Source organism: Pseudomonas sp. MWU16-30316, from assembly GCF_020515645.1.
Lineage (GTDB): Bacteria > Pseudomonadota > Gammaproteobacteria > Pseudomonadales > Pseudomonadaceae > Aquipseudomonas > Aquipseudomonas cerasi.
Map to the genome: position 1 here is coordinate 903,705 of NZ_JAIZAZ010000002.1, position 23,992 is coordinate 927,696.

A 23,992-nucleotide genomic window follows, 5' to 3' on the forward strand; every position below is an offset into this window, starting at 1 on the left:
ACCGCACTGCTTTAATCGGCGTGCGGTTTTTTCTTTAAAAAACGCTGTGATTGTTCCGTAAACAAGAGAGAAGGAGAGTCCTGTGTCGCGTAGACGCGTCGTGGTCACCGGGATGGGCATGCTTTCGCCACTGGGCAATGACGTGCCCAGCAGTTGGCAAGGCATTCTGGCGGGCCGCAGTGGCATTGGCCTTATCGAGCACACGGACTTGTCAGCCTTCACCACCCGCTTCGGCGGCTCGGTCAAGGTTTTCAACGTCGAAGAATACCTCGCGCCCAAAGAAGCGCGCCGCCTCGATCTCTTTATTCAGTATGGCCTCGCGGCCAGCTTCCAGGCAGTGCGTAATGCCGGCCTTGAAGTCACTGATGCAAACCGTGAGCGCATCGGCGTTGCCATGGGTTCGGGCATCGGTGGTCTGACCAATATCGAAAACAGCAGTCGTCTGCTGCACGAGCAGGGTCCGGGACGGATTTCACCGTTCTTCGTTCCTGGCTCTATCATCAACATGATTTCCGGTTTCCTGTCGATCCATCTGGGCGCTCAGGGACCCAATTACTCCATCGCGACGGCTTGCACCACTGCAACCCACTGCATCGGCATGGCCGCGCGCAACATCGCCTATGACGAAGCGGACGTGATGATCGCTGGCGGCGCCGAAATGGCCGCCTGCGGCCTCGGTCTGGGCGGCTTCGGTGCAGCGCGTGCGCTGTCGACCCGCAACGACGACCCCACCCGCGCCAGTCGTCCCTGGGACAAAGGCCGCGATGGTTTCGTCCTGTCAGATGGTGCCGGTGCCATGGTGCTCGAAGAGCTTGAGCACGCCAAGGCGCGTGGCGCGACCATCTATGCAGAGCTGGTCGGGTTCGGCATGAGCGGTGACGCCTATCACATGACCTCGCCACCTGATGACGGCGCCGGTGCTGCGCGCTGCATCGTCAATGCGTTGCGTGATGCCAGGGTCAATCCCGATCAGGTGCAGTACATCAACGCACACGGTACGTCGACGCCTGCAGGCGATCTGGCCGAAGCTTCTGCTATCAAATCGGTATTCGGTGATCACGCCTACAAGCTGGCAGTCAGTTCGACCAAGTCGATGACCGGCCACCTGCTGGGCGCCGCCGGTGCTGTCGAAGCGATCTTCAGTGTGCTGGCAATGGTTGATCAGGTGGCTCCGCCGACCATCAACCTGGATGAGCCAAGCGAAGGCTGCGATCTGGACTTCGTGCCCCACGAAGCGCGCCGCATGCCGATCGACGTCGTTCTGTCGAACTCCTTCGGCTTCGGTGGCACCAACGGCTCGCTGGTATTCCGTCGGTTCGCCGAGTAATGCCCGCCTGGGTCGATGGCTGCCCCGCAGACGCCTTGTCCCTCAAGGACCGGGGGCTGGCCTACGGCGATGGACTGTTTGAAACCATCGTCGTCAAGGCCGGGCAGCCATTGCTCCTGGAGCGCCATCTGCAGCGTCTCGAAAACGGATGCGCGCGCTTGTCGATCGCAACCGATCATGCGCTTATCCGTGCAGAAATGACCCGCTTCGCTGCAGAGCTTGGCGATGGGGTCATGAAGCTGATCCTTACCCGCGGCGACAGCCAGCGCGGTTACGCTCCAGCCCCCAATGCCCAATCGCGTCGAATCCTGCAGGGCGGCCCTGCGCCAGCCTATCCGGGTGTGCATGCCGAGCAGGGCGTGCGCCTGTTTGCCTGCCAGACGCGTCTGGCGGAACAGCCGCTTCTGGCTGGACTCAAGCACCTCAATCGTCTGGAGCAGGTACTGGCTCGCTCCGAGTGGAGTGACAGCGAGCACGCCGAGGGCTTGATGCGTGACACGTCCGGGCGACTGATAGAGGGTGTCTACAGCAACCTGTTTCTGGTCAGTCAGGGTCGTCTGCTGACTGCCGATCTCAGCCGCTGCGGGGTCGCCGGTGTGATGCGTGCCGAGTTGCTGGATCAGGCACCAAAGCTGGGGCTGGCTGTCGATATCCGTGACCTGCACATGTCTGACCTTGAATCGGCGGACGAAGTGTTTCTATGCAATAGCGTGTACGGCGTCTGGCCGGTTTGCAGCTTTGCAGCGTTGAACTGGCCGGTCGGGCCGCTCACCCGTAAACTGCAAGGTATTGCCCGCACCCTTCTGGATATCTGATTTTGATCCGAAAAATATTGGTGTTGCTGGAAACAGCGGTTGTCCTGGCAGGTTTGCTGCTCGGCTTTGCGTTCTGGCAGCAGTATCAGGCGCTGAACCAGCCACTTGAGGTGGCTCAGGAACAACTGCTGGACGTTCCTGCTGGTTCAACGCCGACCGGCGTACTCAATCGATTGCAGGCCGATGGCGTGATCAAGGACGCTTTCTGGCTGCGTCTCTACTGGCGTTTCAACCTGTCCGGGCAGGCGCTGCACAGCGGTGAATACCGCATGGTGCCGGGCATGAACGTCAAGGGCCTGTTCGACGTCTGGAAGCGCAAGGAGGTCGTGCAATACAGCCTGACACTGGTCGAAGGCTGGAATTTCCGCCAGGTGCGTGCTGCGCTGGCCAAGCAGGCCAAGCTCGATCAAACGCTGACAGGTCTGTCCGACAGCGAGCTGATGGCGAAAATCGGCCATCCCGATGTGTTTCCAGAAGGCCGCTTCTTTCCCGACACCTACCGCTACGTGCGCGGCATGACCGATGCCGAATTGCTCAAGCAGGCTTATAGCCGCCTGGAAGAAGTACTCGACGAGGAATGGAATGCGCGGTCGTCAGAGGCTCCCTATTCAAACCCTTACCAGGCGCTGATCATGGCGTCGCTGGTCGAGAAGGAGACCGGCGTACCTCAGGAGCGCGGCCAGATAGCCGGTGTGTTCGTGCGTCGCCTGAAGCTGGGCATGCAGTTGCAGACCGACCCGACCGTCATCTACGGCATGGGCGAGCGCTACAACGGCAAACTGACCCGCGCCAACCTCAAGGAAGCAACACCCTACAACACCTACATGATCGCCGGCCTGCCGCCGACGCCCATTTCGCTGGTGGGGCGCGAAGCGATTCATGCTGCGCTCAATCCGGTGGACGGCAGCAGCCTGTATTTCGTGGCCAAGGGTGACGGCAGCCATGTGTTCTCGGACGACCTGGATGCCCATAATGCGGCCGTGCGTGACTATCAGCTCAAGCGCCGCGCGGATTATCGCTCCAGCCCGGCACCTGCAGCACCGGCTACACCGGCACCGGCAACTGACTCGCCCTCTTCGGAAACCGTGCCTGCGGATGCTCCGGATGCGCCGCGGTCCGAGCCGAGTGCGCAATGATGACGATTAAGGATGACCTGTGACTGGCTTGTTTATCACTCTTGAAGGCCCGGAAGGTGCAGGCAAAAGCACCAACCGCGACTACTTGGCGGCGCAATTGCGTGCGCAGGGTATTCAGGTACTGCTGACCCGCGAACCGGGCGGCACTCCGCTGGCCGAGCGTATTCGCGAGCTGTTGCTGGCGCCCAGCGACGAGTGCATGAGCGCCGACACCGAACTGCTGCTGGTGTTTGCCGCGCGTGCACAGCATTTGGCCGAAGTCATTCGTCCAGCGCTGGCGCGTGGCGAGGTGGTGCTCTGTGATCGGTTTACCGATGCGACCTACGCCTATCAGGGCGGCGGTCGCGGCCTGTCCCATGAGCGTATTGCAGCGCTGGAGCAATTCGTTCAAGGCGACCTGCGACCTGACCTGACGCTGGTGTTCGACCTGCCCGTTGAGATCGGCCTTTCACGTGCCGCTGCACGCGGTCGGCTGGATCGGTTCGAGCAGGAAGGCCGGGCGTTCTTCGACGCCGTGCGCAGCACCTATCTGGAGCGCGCCAAGGCTGAACCTGCGCGCTATCGTCTGGTAGACGCCGCACAGACCCTGGCCGATGTTCAGGCTTCCCTCGATACCTTGCTGCCTCAGTTGCTGGAGCTGCAACGTGGCTGAAGCCTACCCCTGGCAGGCTTCGCTCTGGCAGCAGATGGCCGGTCGCGCCCAGCATGCTCACGCCTATCTGCTGCACGGGCCGGCGGGTATCGGCAAGCGCGCCCTGGCTGAACGGCTGATGGCCAGCCTGTTGTGCAAGACGCCCGAAGGGCTTGATGCCTGCGGGCACTGCAAGTCCTGCCTGCTGCTGGCGGCTGGCAGCCATCCTGACAATTACGTGCTTGAACCGGAAGAGGCGGACAAACCGATCAAGGTCGATCAGGTGCGTGATCTGGTCAGTTTCGTGGTGCAGACCGCCCAGATGGGCGGGCGCAAGGTGGTGCTCGTCGAGCCGGTGGAAGCGATGAATACCAACGCCGCCAATGCCTTGCTGAAAAGTCTGGAAGAGCCGTCAGGCAATACCGTTCTGTTGCTGGTCAGCCATCAACCGAGTCGTTTGCTGCCAACGGTCAAGAGCCGCTGCGTGCAGCAGGCCTGCCCATTGCCTGGCGAGCAGATGAGTCTCGACTGGCTGAGCGGGGCCTTGCCCGATTGTACCCAGGACGAGCGTTTCGAGTTGCTGACGCTGGCCGCCGGTTCGCCGCTGGCTGCGGTGGCGCTGCATACGCAGGGCGTTCGCGAACAGCGCGCGCTGGTGGTCGACGGCGTCAAGAAGCTGCTCAAGCAACAACAGTCGGCTACCCAGCTGGCCGAAGGCTGGAAGGATATTACGCTGTTACTGTTGTTCGACTGGTTCTGTGACTGGTCGCATCTGATCCTGCGCTATCAGATGACGCAGGACGAGGAAGGCCTTGGCCTGGGTGACATGCGCAAGGTGATTCAGTACCTGGCGCAGAAGTCTTCTCGCGCCAAAGTGCTGGATATTCAGGACTGGATTCTGGCGCAGCGTCAGAAAGTCATGTCCAAGGCCAACCTCAATAGGGTCTTGCTGCTTGAAGCGTTGTTGGTGCAGTGGGCAGGCCTGCCGGGACAGGCGTAGACTCTGCGTTATCCGGAACCGTTGAGGTGTTGTCATGAGTTTGCCGCCGAGCACAGGTCCACGTAATGGCATTCTGTCCCTGACCATCAAGGACAAATCCGTTCTCTACGCTGCGTACATGCCGTTCATCAGAAACGGCGGGCTGTTCATTCCGACCAGCAAAAGCTACAAGCTGGGCGATGAAGTGTTCATGCTGCTCAATCTGATGGACGAACCGGAAAAGGTTCCGGTAGCCGGCCGTGTTGCCTGGATCACGCCAAAAGGCGCCCAGGGCAATCGCACCGCTGGCGTGGGCGTGCAGTTCAATGACGGCGACAACACCGCCCGCAATCTGATCGAAACTTACCTGGTCGGCGCTCTCAAGTCCGATCGTCCAACCCATACGATGTAGTTGTGTTTTAACCCATGCTTGTAGATTCCCATTGTCACCTCGATCGCCTTGACCTTGCCCAGCACGCAGGCTCTCTGGATGCAGCCCTCGATGCCGCCCGTGGCAGAGGCGTCGCGCATTTTCTCTGCATCGGTGTCAGCGCCGACAATGCGAGTGCGGTCAAGGCACTCGCCGAACGCTACGCGGATGTCGATTGCTCGGTGGGCATTCATCCGCTGGACGTGAAGCCCGGCGAAATGCCGCCCCTGGACTGGTTGCTCAAGGAACTGGATCACCCGCGGGTGGTAGCGATTGGCGAGACCGGTCTGGACTATCACTACGAACCTGAAGCGGCCGAGCTGCAACAGGCGTCTTTCCGGGTTCATCTCGAGGCAGCCAGAATCACTGAAAAACCAGTGGTCATCCACACTCGGGGCGCACGTGCCGATACCCTCAGCCTGTTGCGCGAAGCCGCCTTGCCCCACGCCGGTGTCCTGCACTGTTTCACCGAGGACTGGGAGATGGCCAAAGCCGCGCTGGACCTGGGTTACTACATTTCGCTGTCCGGTATCGTGACGTTTCGCAATGCCGATGCCCTGCGCGACGTTGCCAGGCAGGTGCCCGCCGATCGTTTGCTGGTCGAGACCGACTCCCCGTACCTCGCACCGATCCCGTACCGGGGCAAGCCGAATCTGCCCCAGTACGTACGTGAGGTTGCCGAGTTTCTGGCCATGCTGCGAGGCGAGTCCTATGAGCGCTTTGCCGAGCAGACCACAGCCAATTTCGCTCGCCTGTTTCCGCTGGCGCACGTTCAGCGCTGACGGATACGGACGTCGACGGGCAGGCAAATCGCAGGCAAAAAAAACCCGGATTCTGGGGGGTGAAGCCGGGTTAAGACCATTAGGAGTAAAACAAAGGCGCGCTCTTCCTTTGGCACCTCTACTGCCGAGTCATTTGGGGAATGATGACGCGTCAGCAGCTTAAGTATTGTTCAGGACGGCGTAGCGTCCAGTGTCTTTTGGTCGTTTTTTAAACAGTTTTGGAATACTAAAGCGATCCTTGAGTGCTCGATGAACACTCTCATCGGGCGAAATACCAAGGTGTCGCAGTAATGGAGTGGTGGGGTGGAGTTTTCCAATGGTTTTCTGCTGAGTCTTTCCTTGTGCCTGGACATCGGTCTGGCAAACATCGCCATGATTACGCTGTCCATGCAGCGCGGTTTTTCCAGAGGCCTGTGGCTGGGCCTGGGAACCTGCGTTGGGGATCTGGCCTACGCAATCCTGGCCATGCTCGGCATGGCCGTGCTGCTGCAATATGAAGCCGTGCGCTACGTGCTCTGGATTGGCGGCACTGCGGTGCTGGCCTGGTTCTGCTTCAGGATGGTCATGAGTGCAACCGCCGTCAGCACCGGTCTCGGCAGCCAGGACGTTGCATCGGAAAAATCCAGCCTGGCGCTGTTCCTGCGCGGGATCTTTCTGGCGATGTCCTCTCCCAGCGCCATCCTCTGGTTTGCCGCAGTCGGCGGAGCGCTGATTGCCCGGCAAGGCTCTGATCTTGCCAGCGCTTCGACCTTTCTTGCCGGGTTCGTCGCCGCAGGCGTGGTCTGGTCGATCTCGCTGTGTGCGCTGGCTCACCAGGGAGGGCGTTTCATGGGCGAGCGAATGTTGCGCTGGTCTTACATAGCCTCGGCGCTGATCTTTGCCTACTTCACGTTGTATGTGGTAATCACGGGTTATCTGGAATTTGTCGTCGCTGCCCCCGCGTTGCCAGCGCACTAGATTTCCAGCGCAGCGGAATGCTAGCGGGCGCGCGATGACCGGTGCGGATTTCCCGTGCGAATCGTTCATGCAGGTCGACAAGTATGGATGAACCGTGCAATTTAGCGCCGATTGGGCATAATACCCCGCTTCGATTTCGATCCTGACAGACCTCTCTATGCAGAAAGAACCTCGTAAGGTCCGTGAATTTCGCCGCCGTGAGCAGGAAATTCTCGACACCGCGCTAAAGCTGTTTCTCGAGCAAGGCGAAGACAGCGTCACTGTCGAGATGATCGCGGACGCCGTCGGCATTGGCAAAGGCACCATCTACAAGCACTTCAAGTCCAAGGCGGAAATTTACCTGCGCCTGATGCTCGACTACGAGCGGGACCTGAACGAGCTGCTGCATTCGGCCGATGTCGACAAGGACAAGGAATCGCTCTCGCGCGCCTACTTCGAATTCCGCATGCGTGACCCGCAGCGCTATCGCCTGTTCGACCGCCTGGAAGAGAAGGTGGTCAAGGGCAATCAGGTGCCTGAGCTGGTCGAAGAGCTGCACAAGATCCGCGCTTCCAACTTCGAACACCTGACGCTGCTGATCAAAGGCCGCATCAGTGAAGGCAAGCTCGAAGATGTCCCGCCTTACTACCATTACTGTGCTGCCTGGGCGCTGGTGCATGGCGCCGTTGCGCTGTATCACTCGCCGTTCTGGAGCAACGTGCTGGAAGACCAGGAAGGCTTCTTCCACTTCCTCATGGATATCGGCGTACGCATGGGTAATAAGCGCAAGCGCGACGGCGACTTCAGCGCTGAGCCCACGCCGGATCCCGCCGCCGAATAACCCGCCAGCCCGGTCTTGAGCGCCAGCTTCAAGGCTTTGATGGCGGCTGTGCCAGATATGGCGCGGAAGCTGCATCCGATGACCATTCGCCGGTTTTCCGTCACCGGTATTTGGGAGGGGATAATGCGTAGCCTGGTTATGCTGCTCGCGCTTCTGGCGTTGAGTGGCTGCATGAAAGTCAGTGACATGGGCGAAGGTGTTCGCGAGCAATTCAGCGACGCAGGTCTGCTCGACCATAGCGAAACCCGTCGTACTGCCAACTGGCGCGTGCAGCCTGACTCGTTCATTTACATCGCTCAGGGCGCCTTCGTGCCGCCAGGCAATGCCTATCCGCGCCCCAACGTGGTGGCTGAAGAAGCCTTCAAGGGCTTTATCGAGTACTTCCCGATGGTCCGTCGTGCCCGAGGCCCATTGGGGCTGGATGAAGCCATGGTCGAGGCGCGTGCTGCGGGCGCACATTATTTGCTCTATGCGCGTTTCGCCAAGGCTGACGACCGAATCGGCAATGGCGATCAATGGGCCGATCAGGAAGCGGTGGATCGTCTGGGCGTCGACAGCGGCGTCATTCAGCTGATGCTGATCGAGACCGGCACCCGCTACCTCATCGACAGCGCACGCATTCGCAGCCGTGGCGGATTGCTGACGCTTTACGACAAAAGCCCCGAGGATTTGCTGGGGCCGCCTCTTGAGGACTACGCTCGTACCTTATTGGGTGTCGAACGCTAGAGCTAAAGCTCGCATCAGGAGAGTGGAGTGACCGATTCAAACAAGGCGGGTGATCTGTTTGCACAGATCCCCAAAACCAAGGGGTTGCCGCCTGTTCATTTGTGGAATCCGGATTTCTGCGGCGATATCGACATGCGTATCGCTCGCGACGGTACCTGGTATTACCTGGGTACGCCGATTGGCCGCAAACCGATGGTCCGGTTGTTCTCGACCATCATGCGCCGCGACGGCGACGACTATTTCCTGATCACTCCTGTGGAGAAGGTCGGCATCACGGTTGATGATGCGCCTTTTGTCGCCGTCAGCCTTGAGGTGCTGGGGGAGGGTGAGGGCCAGGTGTTGCGCTTTCTGACCAATGTAGAGGATCAGGCCGAGGCGGGACCGGAACACCCTTTACGCGTTGTAACCGACCCTGATACCCAGGAACCGGCGCCCTACATTCACGTGCGGAGCAATCTGGAGGCGCTGATTCACCGCAATGTTTTTTATCAGTTGGTCGAGCTGGCCGTTTCCCGCGATATAGATGAACAGCGCTGGCTGGGCGTCTGGAGCCATGGCGTGTTCTTCCCGATAGGGCTCGAGCCTTGAAATACACACCTGATTGCCGGCTTGAATTGCCTGTCGGCAATGCGGCGGTTAAAGTGCCGCTCCCTGATTTTCCTGAGGTTTTTGCATGAGCCAGTCCTTTGATATCGCCGTAGTCGGCGCAACCGGTACTGTCGGCGAAACCGTTGTGCAGGTTCTGGAGGAGCGCAATTTCCCGGTCGGCAATCTGTACCTGCTGGCCAGCATCGAATCCGCAGGCCACTCGGTGCCGTTTCGAGGCAAGAATGTGCGCGTACGTGAAGTCGACGAGTTCGATTTCAGCACGGCGCGCATGGCGTTTTTCGCTGCAGGACCTGCGGTCAGTCGCAGTCACGCCGAAAAGGCGGTAGCGGCGGGGTGCACGGTCATCGACCTGTCGGGCGCATTTACCGCAGTCCAGGCACCTAATGTCGTGCCGGAAATAAATGCTACGCTTTTGCACAACCGTGGCGTCGCTCCTTGTCTGGTTGCCAGTCCCAGTGCTTCTGCCACTGCGGTTGCCCTGGCTTTGGCGCCGTTGCTCGGCCTGATCGATATACAGTCGGTGGCGGTAACGGCGTGTCTGGCTGTATCGGCACTGGGGCGTGAAGGCGTCAGTGAGCTGGCTCGTCAGACCACCGAGCTATTGAATGTTCGCCCGCTGGAAGCGCGGTTTTTTGATCGTCAGATGGCGTTCAACCTGCTGGCGCAAGTAGGGACACCAGACGCGTCGGGGCACCTGCCGCTGGAACGGCGTCTGGTCGAAGAACTGCGCGAACTGCTGGCGCTGCCATCGCTCAAAGTGTCTGCGACCTGCATTCAGGTACCGGTGTTCTTTGGTGACAGCTTCACGGTAGCGTTGCGCACGGCCGGGGCGGTCGACGTGGCGGCGGTCAATGCTGCACTCGAGTCTGCAGACGGAATCGAACTGGTCGATGCGGGGGATTACCCTACGCCGGTGGGCGATGCGGTGGGCCAGGACGTGGTTTATGTGGGACGCGTCAGGGCGGGGACCGACGATTCCGAGCAGCTCAATCTGTGGCTGACCTCGGATAATGTGCGCAAAGGCGCTGCGCTCAACGCTGTGCAGGTTGGCGAATTGTTGATAAAAGACTATGTGTAAAAGATACTTGGCAACAATTTGAATAATTGTTTTAGCGGCGATACGCCTTACACCCAAATGCAGGACTACCTCCCCGGATCTCGGGGAATCTTTAAACAAGGGATGGGCTATGGTTCAGGTTCGTAAACTGGTATTAGCAATCGCTGCGGCATCAGCGCTGTCATCGGGTATGGCGCAGGCGCTGGGGCTCGGGGAATTGTCGGTCAAGTCGACCCTGAATCAGCCATTGGTAGCGGAAATCGAGTTGACCGAGGCTCAGGGGCTCAACGCAACGCAAGTTGTGCCCAGCCTGGCCACCACGGCCGACTTCGCGCAGGCGGGTGTGACCCGTCAGGCATTTCTCAACGATCTCACCTTTACCCCGGTTATCAATGCCAGCGGTAAAAGTGTTCTGCGCATTACTTCCAGCAAGCCGGTGCGCGAGCCTTATGTGAAGTTCCTGGTTCAGGTGCTCTGGCCCAATGGCCGGTTGCTGCGTGAGTACAGCCTTCTGCTCGATCCGCCGAAATTCTCTCCCGAGGCAGCCGCTGCGGCTGCAGCTCCGGCCCCCGCTGCGGCGCCCGCGGCGCCTGCGCAACTGGCAACGGTAGCCCCGTCGGCTGAAGCGCCGGCAGCCGAAGCGCCAGCACCGGCAGCCAACACATCCACGTTGCCGGCGCCAGCCGCCGACAAGCAGTCGCAGTACGTCACCGCCAATAACGACACTTTGTGGGAAATTGCTGCGAAGGTGCGCAATGGCGGGACTGTCCAGCAAACCATGCTGGCGATTCAGGCGTTGAATCCGGATGCGTTCATTGGTGGCAACATCAACCGCCTGAAGAAAGGGCAGGTGCTGCGCCTTCCGACGCCGCAGCAGACCACCGCGCTGCCGCAATCACAGGCAGTGGCAGAAGTTTCCCGGCAATACAGTGCCTGGCGTGAAGGTCGCCGTCTGCCGGCCGGTACACGTCAGGTCGATGCTACCCGTCGTGACCGCGCGGGTGCTGCGCCTTCCAAAGTCGATACCTCCGATAACCTCAGTCTGGTTTCGGCAAGCGGCAAGCCGGCGGCAAAAGGTGCGGCGGGCGACAGCGATCTGGGCAACAAGCTGGCCGTGGCTCAGGAAGCGCTGGATACCACACGTCGTGATAATGCCGAGCTGAAAAGCCGCATGAACGACCTGCAAAGCCAGCTCGACAAGCTGCAGCGTCTGATCGAGTTGAAAAACGGTCAGTTGGCCAAGATGCAGGCCGCTGGCGCAGCCGTGCCTCCACCTGCCGCTACCCCGGAAGCTGCAACGCCGGCCAACGCGGCGGTGCCTGCCTCGCTGGTCGATGCCAACGGTGCTCCGGTCAAACCGGCTGGCGAGATTGCGCCTGAAGATGCATTGCCTGCCGGTGCTGCCCAAGTTGCGACGCCGGCGCCAGAGCAGCCGCTGGCGGTGGAGCCGGTTGCTGCAGCAGACGAAGACCAGGACGCGCTGCAGAAAATCATCAACAACCCTGTACTGCTTGGCCTGATCGGCGGGGCGGTACTGCTGATTCTGGCCTTGCTGTTGTTGTTCCTGGCGCGTCGTCGCGCGGCGAAGGCCGAAGCCGAGAAGCACAAGCGCATGGCGCGTGCGCTGGCCGAGGAGTCGGATTTCGTCTCGGACATGGACATGAATGCACCGCCCGCCAGCTTCGACGGGCTTGATGTGCCGCCGCCCAACGTGCGCATGGGAGGCGCCGCAGCAGCCGTTGCCGGTCGTGAACGTCCTGCCGATCCGCTGGTTCAGGCCGAGATCCATATCGCTTACGGTCGTATGAATCAGGCGATCGAGCTGCTGGAAGAAGCCGTCAACGAAGACCCCAAGCGCGACGATATCCGTCTGAAACTGATGGAAATCTACGCCGAGCAGGGTAACAACAAAGCCTATGCCGCCCACGAACGTAAACTGGTGGCTGCGGGAAAGCTTGAAGCTGAGGTCGAGCAGCGGGAAGAACTTAACTCGACCCTGAAGCCGGTGGCACCTGTTGCTGCGCCGCTGGCTTCTGAAACCTCTACTGCATCGGCTGCTCCTGCCGTCGCTGCAGCCGCCGCGGCGGCTACAACGGCCGCACTGGTTGCAGAGCTCGATGCCAAATATCTTGAAGAGCTGCTGGCCGATGATTCGGCAGAGCAGGAGCCTGAGCCTGAAATTGTTGCAACGCCTGAGCCTGAGCCGGAAGTCACCGCTCCGCTGGCCGCAGAGCCTGTCGAAGAGGCAGACCCGTTTGATAACGATTTTGACTTGAGCCTGGACGAGTTCGAAGAACCGTCTGTGCCTGAAGTCTCTACCGTTAACGATCTCGATGACCTGATGCTCGACGAGCCCAAGGTCTCGGCGGTAGCGGATGACGAAGAGCTGAGCTTCGAGTCTGTCATGCAGCAGCAGGAAGAGGCCCGTGCAGCGGCAACGCCGCAGGACCTCGCCGACTTCGATCTGGACTTGTCCGAGGAAGACCCGGCCCTCAAGAGCGAAGATGATTTCCTGCTCGGCCTTGGCGAAGATCCGCTGGATTTGGGTGAAACCTCGCCTACACCACCGGTCACTGATGACCTCGAGCTTCCAGAGGATTTCGACCTGTCGCTGGCGGACGAGATTGAAACCGATCAGGCAAGCCAGGCATTCGCGACTGAAATCGACGACGTCAACGCCGAGCTTGAGCGTCTTTCGCAGAATCTTGAACATCCGCCGCTCGATGAGCCAAGATTCACCGCCGAGGATGCGGCAGCGCTGGATGACGAGCCGGACTTCGACTTCATGGCTGGTACTGACGAGGCGGCGACCAAGCTTGATCTGGCGCGTGCCTACATCGACATGGGCGATGCGGACGGCGCTCGGGATATTCTTGATGAGGTCGTCACCGAGGGCGATGACGGTCAGAAAAGCGAAGCGCGGGAGATGCTTTCGCGGCTGGCCTGATTCAACCCCGGCAACCTGCACACGGCCGCTTATGCGGCCGTTTGCATTTCAGATGTCCGGCTTGAGTAGCGTGTTTTTTTTGCGGCCGTATAATGGCCGACTTTTCGCGAACCGACAGGCTGTACCACTTTGGCGAACATAGATAACCCGGCCGCCGAGATGGCGGCCGAGGGCTTTTCCCGAATCGCGCTGGGCGTCGAGTACAAGGGCTCGCGCTATTGCGGCTGGCAGCGTCAGGCGTCCGGCGTGCTGACCGTGCAGGAAACCCTTGAAGACGCTTTGTCAAAAGTGGCCGCGTCACCGGTGTCACTGATGTGTGCCGGTCGCACGGACGCGGGGGTGCATGCCTGTGGTCAGGTGGTGCACTTCGACACCCAGGCCGAGCGCACCATGAAGGCCTGGGTCATGGGCGCCAATATCAATCTGCCCCATGATGTCAGCGTCACCTGGGCCAGAGTCATGCCGGCCACCTTTCACGCGCGCTTCAAGGCCATCGCCCGGCGTTATCGGTATGTGATCTACAACGATCAGATCCGCCCGGCGCACCTGAATCAGGAAATTACCTGGAACCACCGCCCGCTGGATGTCGAGCGCATGGCGCAGGCTGCCGAATACCTGGTGGGTACTCACGATTTCAGTGCCTTTCGCGCCGGTCAGTGTCAGGCCAAGTCGCCGGTCAAGCAGTTGCACCATCTGCGCGTGACCCGCCACGGCAAGATGATCGTGATCGATGTGCGCGCCAATGCCTTTCTTCATCATATGGTGCGCAATATCGCCGGAGTGCTGATGACCATCGGCACCGGCGAGCGTCCGGTCGAGTGGGCGCGGGAGGTGCTGGAAAGCCGGATTCGGCGTACCGGTGGTGTCACGGCCCATCCTTACGGGCTGTACCTGGTCGGGGTCGAGTACCGTGATGAGTTCCCGTTGCCCGAGCGCTATATCGGTCCTCATTTTCTTACGGGCTTTGCGGAATTGGACGGCTGACGATCCCGGCAGCATTTGCTAACATCCGGGACTTTCCGAAAGGCTTGAGGTTACTCACGACATGTCAGCCGTTCGCAGCAAGATCTGCGGGATTACCCGCATAGAGGATGCACTGGCTGCCGCCGAGGCAGGTGCCGACGCGATCGGTCTGGTGTTCTATCCGAAAAGCCCGCGTGCGGTGACGGTATTGCAGGCGCGTGCCATCATTGCCGCGTTGCCGCCGTTCATCACCACCGTTGGCCTGTTCGTCAACGCCAGTCGCTGTGAGCTCAACGAGACGCTGGATGCCGTCGCGCTGGACATGCTGCAGTTTCATGGCGATGAAACACCCGATGAGTGCGATGGGTATCATCGCCCGTACATCAAGGCGCTGCGGGTCAAGGCCGGTGATGACATTGCCGGGGTTTGCCGGACCTATCGCAATGCACGCGGCGTGCTGCTCGATACCTACGTTGAAGGGGTGCCCGGCGGTACCGGAGAAACCTTCGACTGGGCATTGATTCCGGACGACCTGGACAAGCCGGTCATCCTGGCGGGCGGGCTGACGTCCGCCAATGTGGCGCAGGCCATCGCTCAAGTCCGGCCCTATGCAGTGGATGTCAGCGGCGGCGTTGAAAAGAGCAAGGGCATCAAGGATCGGGAGAAGATCCTGGCGTTCATGAGTGCGGTGCACGGCACCTGATGTGACGGCTATTGATCGGCCGCCGTCCATAAGCCTGTTCCCGCCACGAGGCAAACGGGTCGAATCGAGTAAGCGGCGGTGCCACTGAGCAACGCCGTCGTTGTGAAAAATCGGGGTGAGGGGCGCGCAGGTCCGGCCATGAGTCGATCGCTATCCTTTCATCGTCGTCCATATACGAATTTATCCGAGGGCATGCGACTGGCGTTTGATTTGTCAGTCGTTCGAGCCACACCGGTACTGGAGATATAAAGCATGAGCAACTGGTTGGTAGACAAACTGATCCCATCGATCATGCGTTCCGAGGTCAAGAAGAGCTCGGTTCCCGAAGGCCTCTGGCACAAATGCCCGTCCTGTGAGGCGGTGCTGTATCGCCCTGAGCTGGAAAAGACCCTGGACGTCTGCCCCAAGTGCAACCACCACATGCGTATCGGCGCACGTGCACGTCTGAACATTTTTCTGGACGTCGAAGGGCGCGAAGAGCTGGGTGCCGATCTCGAGCCGGTCGACCGTCTGAAATTCCGCGACGGCAAGAAGTACAAGGATCGCCTGACCGCTGCGCAGAAGCAGACCGGTGAAAAGGACGCGCTGATTTCCATGAGCGGCACCTTGCTGGGCATGCCGGTGGTGGCTTCGGCATTCGAATTCTCGTTCATGGGTGGTTCGATGGGTGCCATTGTCGGCGAGCGTTTCGTACGTGCCGCCAACTATGCGCTGGAAAATCGCTGCCCGTTCGTCTGCTTCGCCGCTTCCGGCGGTGCGCGCATGCAGGAAGCGCTGATCTCGCTGATGCAGATGGCCAAGACCTCGGCTGTTCTGGCGCGTCTTCGCGAAGAAGGGCTGCCGTTCATCTCGGTGCTGACCGACCCGGTCTACGGTGGCGTTTCCGCCAGCCTGGCCATGCTGGGTGACGTCATCGTCGCCGAGCCCAAGGCGCTGATCGGTTTTGCCGGTCCACGGGTCATCGAGCAAACGGTTCGCGAGAAGCTGCCTGAAGGCTTCCAGCGCAGTGAATTCCTGCTGGATCACGGTGCCATCGACATGATCGTCTCGCGCAGTGAGCTTCGTCCGCGCCTGGGTAACCTGCTGGCACAGATGATGAATCTGCCGACCCCTCGCTTTGTCGCACCCGTCATCGAGCCAATCGTCGTCCCGCCGGCACCCGCGACGATATGACCTCTACGTCCCTGAGTGACTGGCTCGCCTATCTGGAGCAACTGCATCCGTCGGCCATCGACATGGGCCTGGACCGGTCTCGACAGGTGGCGCTGCAATTGGGGCTTACACGCCCGGCGCGCCAGGTGATCACGGTGACGGGCACCAACGGCAAGGGCTCGACCTGCGCCTTTGTCGCTGCCTTGTTGCAGGCTCAGGGCTTGAAGGTTGGTGTCTACAGCTCCCCGCATTTGATTCGCTATAACGAGCGGGTGAAAGTGCAGGACGCCGAGGCAACCGATCTGGAACTATGCGACGCCTTCGCTGCGGTCGAAGCGGCGCGCGGCGATGTCACCCTGACTTATTTCGAAATGGGCACGCTGGCGGCGTTCTGGCTGTTCGAGCAGGCCCGGCTCGATGCAGTGGTGCTGGAAGTCGGTCTGGGCGGTCGTCTGGACGCGGTCAATCTAGTGGATGCGGATCTGGCGCTGGTCACCAGTATCGGGGTCGATCATGCCGAGTATCTGGGCGACACCCGTGAGTCGGTCGCTTTCGAGAAAGCCGGGATCTTTCGCGCCGGCTGCCCAGCGCTGTGCGGTGACCCCGCGCCCCCCGAGCCGTTGTTGGCCAAAGCTCGCGAGCTGGGCTGTCCGTTGTTGCTGCGTGGCCGGGATTTCGATCTTTCCATAGGTGAAGACAGCTGGGACTGGCGTGGTGTCGCTCAGGGCGAGCAGATCGAGCTGCGCGGTCTGCCGCTGCTCGATCTGCCCATGCAGAATGCCGCGCTGGCGCTTCAGGCCTTTGCCCTGCTGGGGTATCCATTGCAAGCGGATGCGACAGGCAAGGTGCTTGCCGAGACCCGGCTCGCCGGTCGTCTCGATCGCAGGGTCGTCAGGTGGCACGGCAAGTCGCTCAACCTGCTTCTGGATGTAGGCCATAACCCCCACGCGGCGCGGTTTCTGGGCCAACGCCTCGCGCGGCAGCCAGTTGGCGGCAAACGTCGAGCGGTGTTTGGTCTGCTCAGCGACAAGGATCTCGACGGCGTGGTCGCGCACCTGGCACCGGTCATTGAAGAGTGGGCTGTTGCGCCGCTTCCGACCTCGCGCAGTCGGCCAGCAGAAGAGTTGCAGACGGCCTTGCAGAACCTTGGCGCCCGCGTGACGTCCTATCAGAGTATCGCGTTGGCGCTGGAAGCTCAGTGCGCGCATGCCACGCCCGATGACGAGATTCTGCTGTTCGGTTCATTTTACTGTGTTGCCGAGGCCCTTGAATGGTTGGCCCGGTACACCGATGAGGACGCTGCAAATGGCTTTGCTGGATAACGTATTCAAGCAGCGAATGGTTGGAGCACTGGTGCTGATCGCCGTGGCGGTCATTTTCCTGCCCATGCTTTTCACGCGTGAAGATGAAACACGTCAGGTGCAGGTCGAGGCGCCAGCCGCGCCTCAGGCGCCTGCAGCTGCGCAGGTGCGGGTCGATCCGGTGCCTGTTCCGGAGCCTCAGGTTCTGCCTCAGGAGCCTGTGCCGGGTGATGATGACATGAGCAGCAACCAGCCGCCTGCCATGCCGATAGCGCCTGCGCCGACTGTTCAGGCTGCACCTGCAGCGCCTGCTGCTCCGGTCTCCAAACCTGCTGCCAAACCGGCACCCGCTCCGGCGCCAGCGACGGCTGCTGCACCAGCAGCGACACCGGCTCCTGCCAAACCTGCAGCACCTGCTGGCGTCGATGCCAATGGTCTGTCGATCAGTTGGTCGGTGCAATTGGCAAGCATGTCCAATCGGGCCAATGCCGACAATCTGCAAAAGACGCTGCGTACCCAGGGCTACAACGCCTACATTCGCACCGCTGATGGCGTGAACCGGGTGTTTGTCGGCCCGCTCATCGAGCGCTCCGAGGCCGATCGCCTGCGCGATCAGCTCGATAAACAGCAAAAGCTCAAGGGTATTGTGGTGCGCTTTCAGCCCGAGCGCGGCTGACCGTTCGGCACCTGGTGCCCCTGGCACAAAGGAAAATGCCTCGCGCCGGTAATCGCTGCTTACCGGCAGGCGGACGCTCTGCTAAAATGCGCCGCCTTATCCGTCTGCAGGCTGCAACGTGCCATTTACTCCGGTTGACTGGGCAATTCTCGGAATTGTCGCCATCTCCGCCCTGATCAGTCTGAAGCGCGGCTTCGTAAAAGAAGCACTGTCGTTGACGACGTGGATCATTGCAGGTGTTGTGGCCTGGATGTTTGGCGCAGGGCTGTCGCAGTATCTGGTCAATTACATAGAAACACCTTCGGCCCGCGTGATCGCGAGCTGTACCATTCTTTTTGTCGCCACCCTGCTGGTAGGCGCCATGGTCAATTTTCTGATAGGCGAGCTGATTCGCGTCACCGGGCTTTCCGGGACCGATCGTTTTCTCGGCATGGTCTTCGGCGCAGCGCGCGGAGGCCTGCTTGTCGTTGTGGCGGTAGGGCTGTTGAGCCTGGGACCGGTGCAACAGGATCAATGGTGGCAGCAGTCGAGGCTGGTGCCGCAATTTCTCATGGTCGCTGACTGGTCGAAAAACCTGATTCTCGGGATGTCCAGCAAGTGGCTCGCCAGCGGCATCAGCGTACCCGCTGACATGCCGTTCAAGGAACAGATCCTGCCGTCTACAATGCCGCAGGATGTGCTCGGTAAATCCAGTTCCACTAAGTAGGGGTTGTGTCGCATGTGTGGCATCGTCGGTATCGTCGGCAAGTCGAACGTCAATCAGGCGCTGTATGACGCGCTTACCGTCCTCCAGCACCGCGGCCAGGACGCTGCCGGTATCGTAACCAGCCATGATGGCCGGTTATTCCTGCGCAAGGACAACGGATTGGTGCGCGATGTGTTTCATCAACGTCATATGCAGCGTCTGGTCGGGCATATGGGCATCGGTCACGTGCGTTACCCCACCGCGGGCAGCTCGACGTCGGCCGAGGCTCAGCCGTTCTACGTCAACTCGCCTTACGGCATCACGCTGGCGCATAACGGCAACCTCACCAACGTCGAGCAGTTGGCCAAGGAAATTTACGAATCCGACCTGCGCCATGTGAACACCAATTCCGATTCGGAAGTGCTGCTCAACGTATTCGCCCATGAGCTGGCCGTGCGTGGCAAGTTGCAGCCGACCGAAGAGGATATCTTCGCGGCAGTGACCGATGTGCATAATCGCTGCCGTGGTGGTTACGCGGTCGTGGCCATGATCACTGGCTACGGTATCGTCGGCTTCCGTGACCCGGACGCCATTCGTCCTATCGTGTTCGGCCAGCGTCATACCGACGAAGGCGTCGAGTACATGATCGCGTCGGAAAGCGTATCGCTGGACGTACTGGGCTTTACCCTGATTCGCGACCTGGCGCCGGGCGAAGCGGTCTACATCACCGAAGACGGCAAGTTGCACACCCGTCAGTGCGCGGCCAACCCCAAGTACGCACCGTGCATCTTCGAGCACGTCTATCTGGCGCGCCCGGATTCGATCATCGACGGCATCTCGGTCTACAAGGCGCGCCTGCGCATGGGCGAGAAGCTGGCCGACAAGATCCTGCGCGAGCGTCCGGATCACGATATCGATGTGGTCATCCCGATTCCGGACACCAGCCGGACCGCCGCTTTGGAGCTGGCCAACCATCTGGGCGTCAAGTTCCGCGAAGGCTTCGTCAAGAACCGTTACATCGGCCGGACCTTCATCATGCCGGGCCAGGCTGCGCGCAAGAAATCCGTACGCCAGAAGCTCAACGCCATTGAGCTGGAGTTCCGTGGCAAGAACGTGATGCTGGTGGATGACTCCATCGTACGTGGCACCACTTGCAAGCAGATCATCCAGATGGCCCGCGAAGCCGGTGCCAAGAATGTCTACTTCTGTTCTGCAGCCCCGGCTGTGCGCTACCCCAACGTCTACGGCATCGACATGCCGAGTGCTCACGAGCTGATTGCCCACAACCGCACCACTCAGGACGTGGCCGACCTCATCGGTGCCGACTGGCTGGTCTATCAGGATCTGAATGACCTGATCGAAGCGGTCAGCGGCAGCAAGAAAATCAAGATCGACAACTTCGATTGCTCGGTTTTCGACGGCAAGTACGTGACCGGCGACATCGACGAGCATTATTTGAACCGGATCGAGAGCGCGCGTAATGACGCCTCCAAGATCAAGACTCAGGCAGTGAGCGCGATCATCGATCTGTACAACAACTAATTGGGCAAGGAGTGGGCGGCATGACTCAGGAATGGGATGCAGGTCGGCTGGACAGCGACCTTGAAGGCGTAGGTTTCGATACCCTAGCCGTACGTGCCGGGCATCACCGTACACCGGAAGGAGAGCATGGCGAACCCATGTTCTTTACCTCCAGTTACGTATTTCGCACGGCCGCCGATGCGGCTGCGCGTTTCTCCGGTGAGGTGCCGGGCAACGTCTACTCGCGTTACACCAACCCGACGGTGCGTTCGTTCGAAGAGCGCATTGCCGCACTGGAAGGTGCCGAGCAGGCTGTCGCCACGGCGACCGGCATGGCGGCAACCCTGGCCGTGGTGATGAGCCTGTGCAGCGCCGGTGATCACGTTCTGGTGTCACGCAGCGTGTTCGGCTCGACCATCAGCCTGTTCGACAAGTACTTCAAGCGCTTTGGTGTCGAGGTTGATTACGTTCCTCTCGCCGACCTGAGCGGCTGGGACGCGGCGATCAAGCCCAACACCAAAATGCTCTTCGTCGAATCGCCGTCCAATCCCCTGGCCGAGCTGGTCGACATCGCGGCCCTGGCCGAGATCGCGCACGCCAAGGGCGCGATGCTGATCGTCGACAACTGTTTCTGTACGCCGGCCTTGCAGCAGCCACTGTTGCTGGGCGCTGACATTGTCGTGCATTCGGCCACCAAGTTCATCGACGGCCAGGGCCGTTGCATGGGCGGCGTGGTTGCCGGGCGCAGCGAGCAGATGAAAGAAGTGGTCGGCTTCCTGCGCACTGCCGGGCCGACGCTCAGCCCGTTCAATGCGTGGATCTTCCTCAAGGGCCTCGAAACCCTGAACCTGCGCATGCGCGCTCACTGTGCCAATGCTCAGGCACTGGCCGAGTGGCTCGAGCAGCAGGATGGCATTGAAAAAGTCCATTACGCAGGGTTGAAGAGCCACCCGCAGTACGCGTTGGCCCAGCGTCAGCAAAAGGGTTTCGGCGCTGTGGTGAGCTTCGAGGTCAAGGGTGGCAAGGACGGCGCATGGCGCTTCATCGATGCCACGCGACTGATTTCGATCACCGCCAACCTGGGCGACAGCAAAACCACGATCACTCACCCGAGCACCACCTCTCACGGTCGTCTGGCACCTCAGGAACGTGAGGCCGCAGGTATTCGCGACAGCCTGATTCGGGTTGCAGTGGGGCTGGAAGACGTGGCTGATCTGCAGGCTGACCTGGCCCGTGGTCTGGCGGCGTTGTGAGTAGCGAGGCCAGCAAACCGGCCAGTGGCAAGCCGGGTGAGACGTGGGCGTTGAAATTTTCCAGCGTCCACAATGGTCGTGTCGCCCTGGTGACCGGTGCCGCTCGCGGTATCGGGCTCGGCATTGCAGCGTGGCTGATTGCCGAAGGCTGGCAAGTCGTGTTGACCGATCTGGATCGTGCGCGTGGTTCGAAAGTGGCCGGTGCCCTGGGTGAAAATGCCCTGTTCATTGCCATGGACGTTGCCAGTGAAGAGCAGGTCGCAGCGGGCGTGGCCGAGGTGCTTCGGCAGTTCGGTCGTCTCGATGCGCTGGTGTGCAACGCCGCGATCGCCGATCCGCACAACACTACGCTGGAAAGCCTTGAGCTGTCGCACTGGAACCGTGTACTGGCAGTCAACCTCGGCGGTCCGATGCTGCTGGCCAAGCATTGCGCGCCTTACCTGCGTGCGCATTGCGGCAGCATCGTCAACCTGACCTCCACACGCTCTCGCCAGTCGGAGGCCGACACCGAAGCTTATGCGGCCAGCAAGGGCGGTCTGATGGCGCTGACACATGCGCTGGCGATCAGTTTGGGGCCGGAGATTCGTGTCAATGCTGTCAGCCCTGGCTGGATCGACGCGCGCGACCCCTCGTTGCGCAGAGCCGAGCCTTTGTCCGAGACCGATCATGCCCAGCATCCGGCGGGCAGGGTAGGGACAGTGGAGGACGTTGCGGCAATGGTTGCCTGGCTGTTGTCCAGAAACGCCGGTTTCGTGACCGGGCAGGAGTTCGTGGTCGACGGTGGCATGACGCGCAAGATGGTGTACGCCGAGTAGTTTGCGCGGACGAGCTTCGATTGAGCTATTGCTTGTGCTTTTGGTGTGTGGTGAGGGTTTTGTGATTGAGGCGGTTTTTAAAAAAACTTCAATCAGGCTATTGACTTAGGTTCGTTAGGTGCGTAAATTTCGCGGCCTCAACGAAGCAAAGGGTGATTAGCTCAGCTGGGAGAGCAGCTGCCTTACAAGCAGCGGGTCGGCGGTTCGATCCCGTCATCACCCACCATCGTTGAGTTTGAAAGCTGAAGTACGAGGGCTTTCAAAAGTGATTTTAAAAAGCTTACACGGACGCAAGTCCACAATGCGCAGCGGTAGTTCAGTCGGTTAGAATACCGGCCTGTCACGCCGGGGGTCGCGGGTTCGAGTCCCGTCCGCTGCGCCATATTTGTACAGATCGGGTTCTCCGGGTCTGCGATTGAAAAGCCCAAGGGTCTTTCGGTCACATGTACAGGAAGCAGCCTACCTAAGGTTTGTTTCAAACAGGTTTACAGCGATACGCAGCGGTAGTTCAGTCGGTTAGAATACCGGCCTGTCACGCCGGGGGTCGCGGGTTCGAGTCCCGTCCGCTGCGCCATACACTGCTTCAAGGCCCTTGAACTCCTTGAAGCAAACAAGAAAGCGGCCCTAGGGTCGCTTTTTTGTTGTCTGCATTTTGTGTGTCTGAGGGCCTGGCTTCGTGCGCCTGAGCGGTTTGTATCCAAATCCTTTTGAACTGTACGTTGATCCAGCGTCGGCCTTGTTGCAGACTTACCGCCATTTCCCAGTTCGCAGTCTTGCTGGCAGTCTTTTCCTTCCTCAGGATTTTCGATGTTTAAGCTACTGAACGTTCGTACCGCCCTCTGGATTTCTGCCGTGTTGATGGCAGCCGGCTGTTCATCGCCCAAGCAGGCGGTTTACGATCATGAACACTTCGACGACGCCGGGACCTTCTCCCGAAGCTACCCTGCGACCGACATGGCTTACTGCGAGGCGGGGCGGCGCGCCTTGCTGAGTCAGGGCTATATCATCACCAGCAGTGACCCGAAGATGATTGCCGGCCGCAAGAGCTTCCAGCAGACCGGCGATACGCATATCGAAATCAGCTTCAATCTGGTGTGCGCCGCCGATGCGAAGGATGGCAGTTCCACCATGTTCGCCAACGCCCTGCAAGACCGCTACGCGTTGAAGAAGACCAACAACTCGGCCAGCCTCGGTGTCGGCGTGCTGGGTTCCGTGTCGATGCCGATAGGCTCGACTGACGACTCGATGGTCAAGGTCGCCAGTGAGACCGTCTCGTCGGCAAAGTTCTACGAGCGCTTTTTCGGTCTGGTGGAAAACTTCCTGCCGCCTGAAGTGAAAAAGGCTGCGCATATTGTCGAGAAGCCCAAGGCCGACCTCGGTGTGCCTGACACGGCTCCCGCAGCCCCGGCGGCTCCCGCCAAGGCTGCCGAGCCTGCGAAGCTGGCGCCTGCGTCGTCAGAAAACGCGCCGAAGGCCGAGCCTGCTGCCGAACCGGTTACGCCTGCTGCAAGCGAACCAGTGCCTGCGCCGTCCGAACCTGCTTCATTCAAGGCAGAAACCGTCGAAACACCGGCCGCAGAACCTGCAGAAAGCACCGCCCCCACGCCAGTCGAGCCCGCCCCGGCGCAGTAAGGTGTGGCGCGGAGCGTCGTGAACTGCATTCCCACGCTGGAGCGTGAGGAACGATAGTTGTCAGTCAGATCACCG

At 60.4% G+C, this 23,992-nt stretch carries 23 protein-coding genes and 3 tRNA genes; all 26 read left to right on the plus strand.

Going from position 1 to position 23,992, the window contains the following annotated elements; translation table 11 throughout:
* Nucleotides 1–82 precede the first annotated feature (82 nt).
* Nucleotides 83–1,327, plus strand: coding sequence for a beta-ketoacyl-ACP synthase II (fabF, locus tag LCH65_RS11025; protein WP_226439452.1), 1,245 nt, complete (start codon nucleotides 83–85; stop codon nucleotides 1,325–1,327).
* Entirely contained in the window at nucleotides 1,327–2,142 is an 816-nt protein-coding gene (gene pabC / locus LCH65_RS11030; RefSeq protein WP_003430992.1) for an aminodeoxychorismate lyase, read from the plus strand. The genes fabF and pabC overlap by 1 nt, the downstream gene beginning before the upstream one ends.
* 2 nt (nucleotides 2,143–2,144) lie before the next feature.
* The gene (gene mltG / locus LCH65_RS11035) at nucleotides 2,145–3,278 is read left to right on the plus strand and encodes an endolytic transglycosylase MltG (protein ID WP_054080808.1); all 1,134 of its coding nucleotides are present in this window, start codon (nucleotides 2,145–2,147) and stop codon (nucleotides 3,276–3,278) included.
* Between the two features lie 19 nt (nucleotides 3,279–3,297).
* The gene (tmk, locus tag LCH65_RS11040) at nucleotides 3,298–3,930 is read left to right on the plus strand and encodes a dTMP kinase (RefSeq protein WP_054080809.1); all 633 of its coding nucleotides are present in this window, start codon (nucleotides 3,298–3,300) and stop codon (nucleotides 3,928–3,930) included.
* Nucleotides 3,923–4,909: a DNA polymerase III subunit delta' gene (locus tag LCH65_RS11045; RefSeq protein WP_226439453.1), complete on the plus strand. Its 987-nt coding sequence runs from the start codon at nucleotides 3,923–3,925 to the stop codon at nucleotides 4,907–4,909. Before tmk ends, LCH65_RS11045 begins: the two co-directional genes overlap by 8 nt.
* Before the next feature lie 34 nt (nucleotides 4,910–4,943).
* Nucleotides 4,944–5,300 carry a PilZ domain-containing protein gene (locus LCH65_RS11050; RefSeq protein ID WP_003368414.1) on the plus strand — a complete coding sequence of 119 codons (357 nt, stop codon included), beginning with the start codon at nucleotides 4,944–4,946 and terminating at the stop codon, nucleotides 5,298–5,300.
* A gap of 14 nt (nucleotides 5,301–5,314) precedes the next feature.
* Nucleotides 5,315–6,100 (plus strand): TatD family hydrolase, encoded by a 786-nt coding sequence (locus tag LCH65_RS11055; RefSeq protein ID WP_096128387.1) that lies wholly within the window; start codon nucleotides 5,315–5,317, stop codon nucleotides 6,098–6,100.
* A 303-nt stretch (nucleotides 6,101–6,403) separates the two neighbouring features.
* Nucleotides 6,404–7,057 carry a LysE family transporter gene (locus LCH65_RS11060; RefSeq protein WP_044309967.1) on the plus strand — a complete coding sequence of 218 codons (654 nt, stop codon included), beginning with the start codon at nucleotides 6,404–6,406 and terminating at the stop codon, nucleotides 7,055–7,057.
* A gap of 157 nt (nucleotides 7,058–7,214) precedes the next feature.
* Nucleotides 7,215–7,877, plus strand: coding sequence for a TetR/AcrR family transcriptional regulator (locus LCH65_RS11065; protein ID WP_226439454.1), 663 nt, complete (start codon nucleotides 7,215–7,217; stop codon nucleotides 7,875–7,877).
* 123 nt (nucleotides 7,878–8,000) lie between these two features.
* Nucleotides 8,001–8,603 carry a DUF4823 domain-containing protein gene (locus LCH65_RS11070; protein ID WP_003318496.1) on the plus strand — a complete coding sequence of 201 codons (603 nt, stop codon included), beginning with the start codon at nucleotides 8,001–8,003 and terminating at the stop codon, nucleotides 8,601–8,603.
* 27 nt (nucleotides 8,604–8,630) lie between these two features.
* The gene (locus LCH65_RS11075) at nucleotides 8,631–9,191 is read left to right on the plus strand and encodes a DUF1285 domain-containing protein (protein ID WP_003431001.1); all 561 of its coding nucleotides are present in this window, start codon (nucleotides 8,631–8,633) and stop codon (nucleotides 9,189–9,191) included.
* An 85-nt stretch (nucleotides 9,192–9,276) separates the two neighbouring features.
* Entirely contained in the window at nucleotides 9,277–10,290 is a 1,014-nt protein-coding gene (locus tag LCH65_RS11080; protein ID WP_226439455.1) for an aspartate-semialdehyde dehydrogenase, read from the plus strand.
* Between the two features lie 109 nt (nucleotides 10,291–10,399).
* Nucleotides 10,400–13,216 (plus strand): FimV/HubP family polar landmark protein, encoded by a 2,817-nt coding sequence (locus LCH65_RS11085; RefSeq protein ID WP_226439456.1) that lies wholly within the window; start codon nucleotides 10,400–10,402, stop codon nucleotides 13,214–13,216.
* A 159-nt stretch (nucleotides 13,217–13,375) separates the two neighbouring features.
* Nucleotides 13,376–14,200, plus strand: a complete 825-nt coding sequence (gene truA, locus LCH65_RS11090) for a tRNA pseudouridine(38-40) synthase TruA (RefSeq protein ID WP_003368434.1) — start codon at nucleotides 13,376–13,378, stop codon at nucleotides 14,198–14,200.
* Nucleotides 14,201–14,261: 61 nt separating this feature from the next.
* On the plus strand, nucleotides 14,262–14,882 hold the full coding sequence (locus LCH65_RS11095; RefSeq protein WP_003368435.1) for a phosphoribosylanthranilate isomerase: 621 nt from the start codon (nucleotides 14,262–14,264) through the stop codon (nucleotides 14,880–14,882).
* A gap of 252 nt (nucleotides 14,883–15,134) precedes the next feature.
* Nucleotides 15,135–16,055: an acetyl-CoA carboxylase, carboxyltransferase subunit beta gene (accD, locus tag LCH65_RS11100; RefSeq protein WP_003318491.1), complete on the plus strand. Its 921-nt coding sequence runs from the start codon at nucleotides 15,135–15,137 to the stop codon at nucleotides 16,053–16,055.
* Nucleotides 16,052–17,356 carry a bifunctional tetrahydrofolate synthase/dihydrofolate synthase gene (gene folC, locus LCH65_RS11105; RefSeq protein ID WP_226439457.1) on the plus strand — a complete coding sequence of 435 codons (1,305 nt, stop codon included), beginning with the start codon at nucleotides 16,052–16,054 and terminating at the stop codon, nucleotides 17,354–17,356. Before accD ends, folC begins: the two co-directional genes overlap by 4 nt.
* Entirely contained in the window at nucleotides 17,340–18,011 is a 672-nt protein-coding gene (locus tag LCH65_RS11110) for an SPOR domain-containing protein (protein ID WP_003368439.1), read from the plus strand. The genes folC and LCH65_RS11110 overlap by 17 nt, the downstream gene beginning before the upstream one ends.
* Nucleotides 18,012–18,129: 118 nt before the next feature.
* Nucleotides 18,130–18,717 carry a CvpA family protein gene (locus tag LCH65_RS11115; RefSeq protein WP_003318487.1) on the plus strand — a complete coding sequence of 196 codons (588 nt, stop codon included), beginning with the start codon at nucleotides 18,130–18,132 and terminating at the stop codon, nucleotides 18,715–18,717.
* 12 nt (nucleotides 18,718–18,729) lie between these two features.
* A complete protein-coding gene (gene purF / locus LCH65_RS11120; protein WP_003347797.1) occupies nucleotides 18,730–20,238 on the plus strand; it encodes an amidophosphoribosyltransferase in 1,509 nt (502 codons plus the stop codon).
* Between the two features lie 20 nt (nucleotides 20,239–20,258).
* Complete coding sequence (locus LCH65_RS11125; protein WP_003431010.1) at nucleotides 20,259–21,470, plus strand: O-succinylhomoserine sulfhydrylase; 1,212 nt, start codon at nucleotides 20,259–20,261, stop codon at nucleotides 21,468–21,470.
* A 50-nt stretch (nucleotides 21,471–21,520) separates the two neighbouring features.
* Complete coding sequence (locus LCH65_RS11130; RefSeq protein WP_161428779.1) at nucleotides 21,521–22,285, plus strand: SDR family oxidoreductase; 765 nt, start codon at nucleotides 21,521–21,523, stop codon at nucleotides 22,283–22,285.
* A gap of 150 nt (nucleotides 22,286–22,435) precedes the next feature.
* Nucleotides 22,436–22,511 (plus strand) — tRNA-Val (locus tag LCH65_RS11135).
* 79 nt (nucleotides 22,512–22,590) lie between these two features.
* A tRNA-Asp gene (locus LCH65_RS11140) sits at nucleotides 22,591–22,667 on the plus strand.
* A gap of 115 nt (nucleotides 22,668–22,782) precedes the next feature.
* Nucleotides 22,783–22,859, plus strand: a tRNA-Asp gene (locus LCH65_RS11145).
* Between the two features lie 233 nt (nucleotides 22,860–23,092).
* Nucleotides 23,093–23,917, plus strand: coding sequence for a DUF2242 domain-containing protein (locus tag LCH65_RS11150; protein ID WP_058397563.1), 825 nt, complete (start codon nucleotides 23,093–23,095; stop codon nucleotides 23,915–23,917).
* Nucleotides 23,918–23,992 lie beyond the last annotated feature (75 nt).

Bases quoted from the DNA above. Each gene is read 5' to 3' on its own strand.
- pabC (WP_003430992.1), top strand. From the start codon at position 1,327: ATGCCCGCCTGGGTCGATGGCTGCCCCGCAGACGCCTTGTCCCTCAAG.
- LCH65_RS11050 (WP_003368414.1), top strand. From the start codon at position 4,944: ATGAGTTTGCCGCCGAGCACAGGTCCACGTAATGGCATTCTGTCCCTG.
- LCH65_RS11055 (WP_096128387.1), top strand. From the start codon at position 5,315: ATGCTTGTAGATTCCCATTGTCACCTCGATCGCCTTGACCTTGCCCAG.
- LCH65_RS11065 (WP_226439454.1), top strand. From the start codon at position 7,215: ATGCAGAAAGAACCTCGTAAGGTCCGTGAATTTCGCCGCCGTGAGCAG.
- LCH65_RS11070 (WP_003318496.1), top strand. From the start codon at position 8,001: ATGCGTAGCCTGGTTATGCTGCTCGCGCTTCTGGCGTTGAGTGGCTGC.
- LCH65_RS11080 (WP_226439455.1), top strand. From the start codon at position 9,277: ATGAGCCAGTCCTTTGATATCGCCGTAGTCGGCGCAACCGGTACTGTC.
- LCH65_RS11085 (WP_226439456.1), top strand. From the start codon at position 10,400: ATGGTTCAGGTTCGTAAACTGGTATTAGCAATCGCTGCGGCATCAGCG.
- truA (WP_003368434.1), top strand. From the start codon at position 13,376: ATGGCGGCCGAGGGCTTTTCCCGAATCGCGCTGGGCGTCGAGTACAAG.
- LCH65_RS11095 (WP_003368435.1), top strand. From the start codon at position 14,262: ATGTCAGCCGTTCGCAGCAAGATCTGCGGGATTACCCGCATAGAGGAT.
- accD (WP_003318491.1), top strand. From the start codon at position 15,135: ATGAGCAACTGGTTGGTAGACAAACTGATCCCATCGATCATGCGTTCC.
- folC (WP_226439457.1), top strand. From the start codon at position 16,052: ATGACCTCTACGTCCCTGAGTGACTGGCTCGCCTATCTGGAGCAACTG.
- LCH65_RS11110 (WP_003368439.1), top strand. From the start codon at position 17,340: ATGGCTTTGCTGGATAACGTATTCAAGCAGCGAATGGTTGGAGCACTG.
- purF (WP_003347797.1), top strand. From the start codon at position 18,730: ATGTGTGGCATCGTCGGTATCGTCGGCAAGTCGAACGTCAATCAGGCG.
- LCH65_RS11125 (WP_003431010.1), top strand. From the start codon at position 20,259: ATGACTCAGGAATGGGATGCAGGTCGGCTGGACAGCGACCTTGAAGGC.
- LCH65_RS11150 (WP_058397563.1), top strand. From the start codon at position 23,093: ATGTTTAAGCTACTGAACGTTCGTACCGCCCTCTGGATTTCTGCCGTG.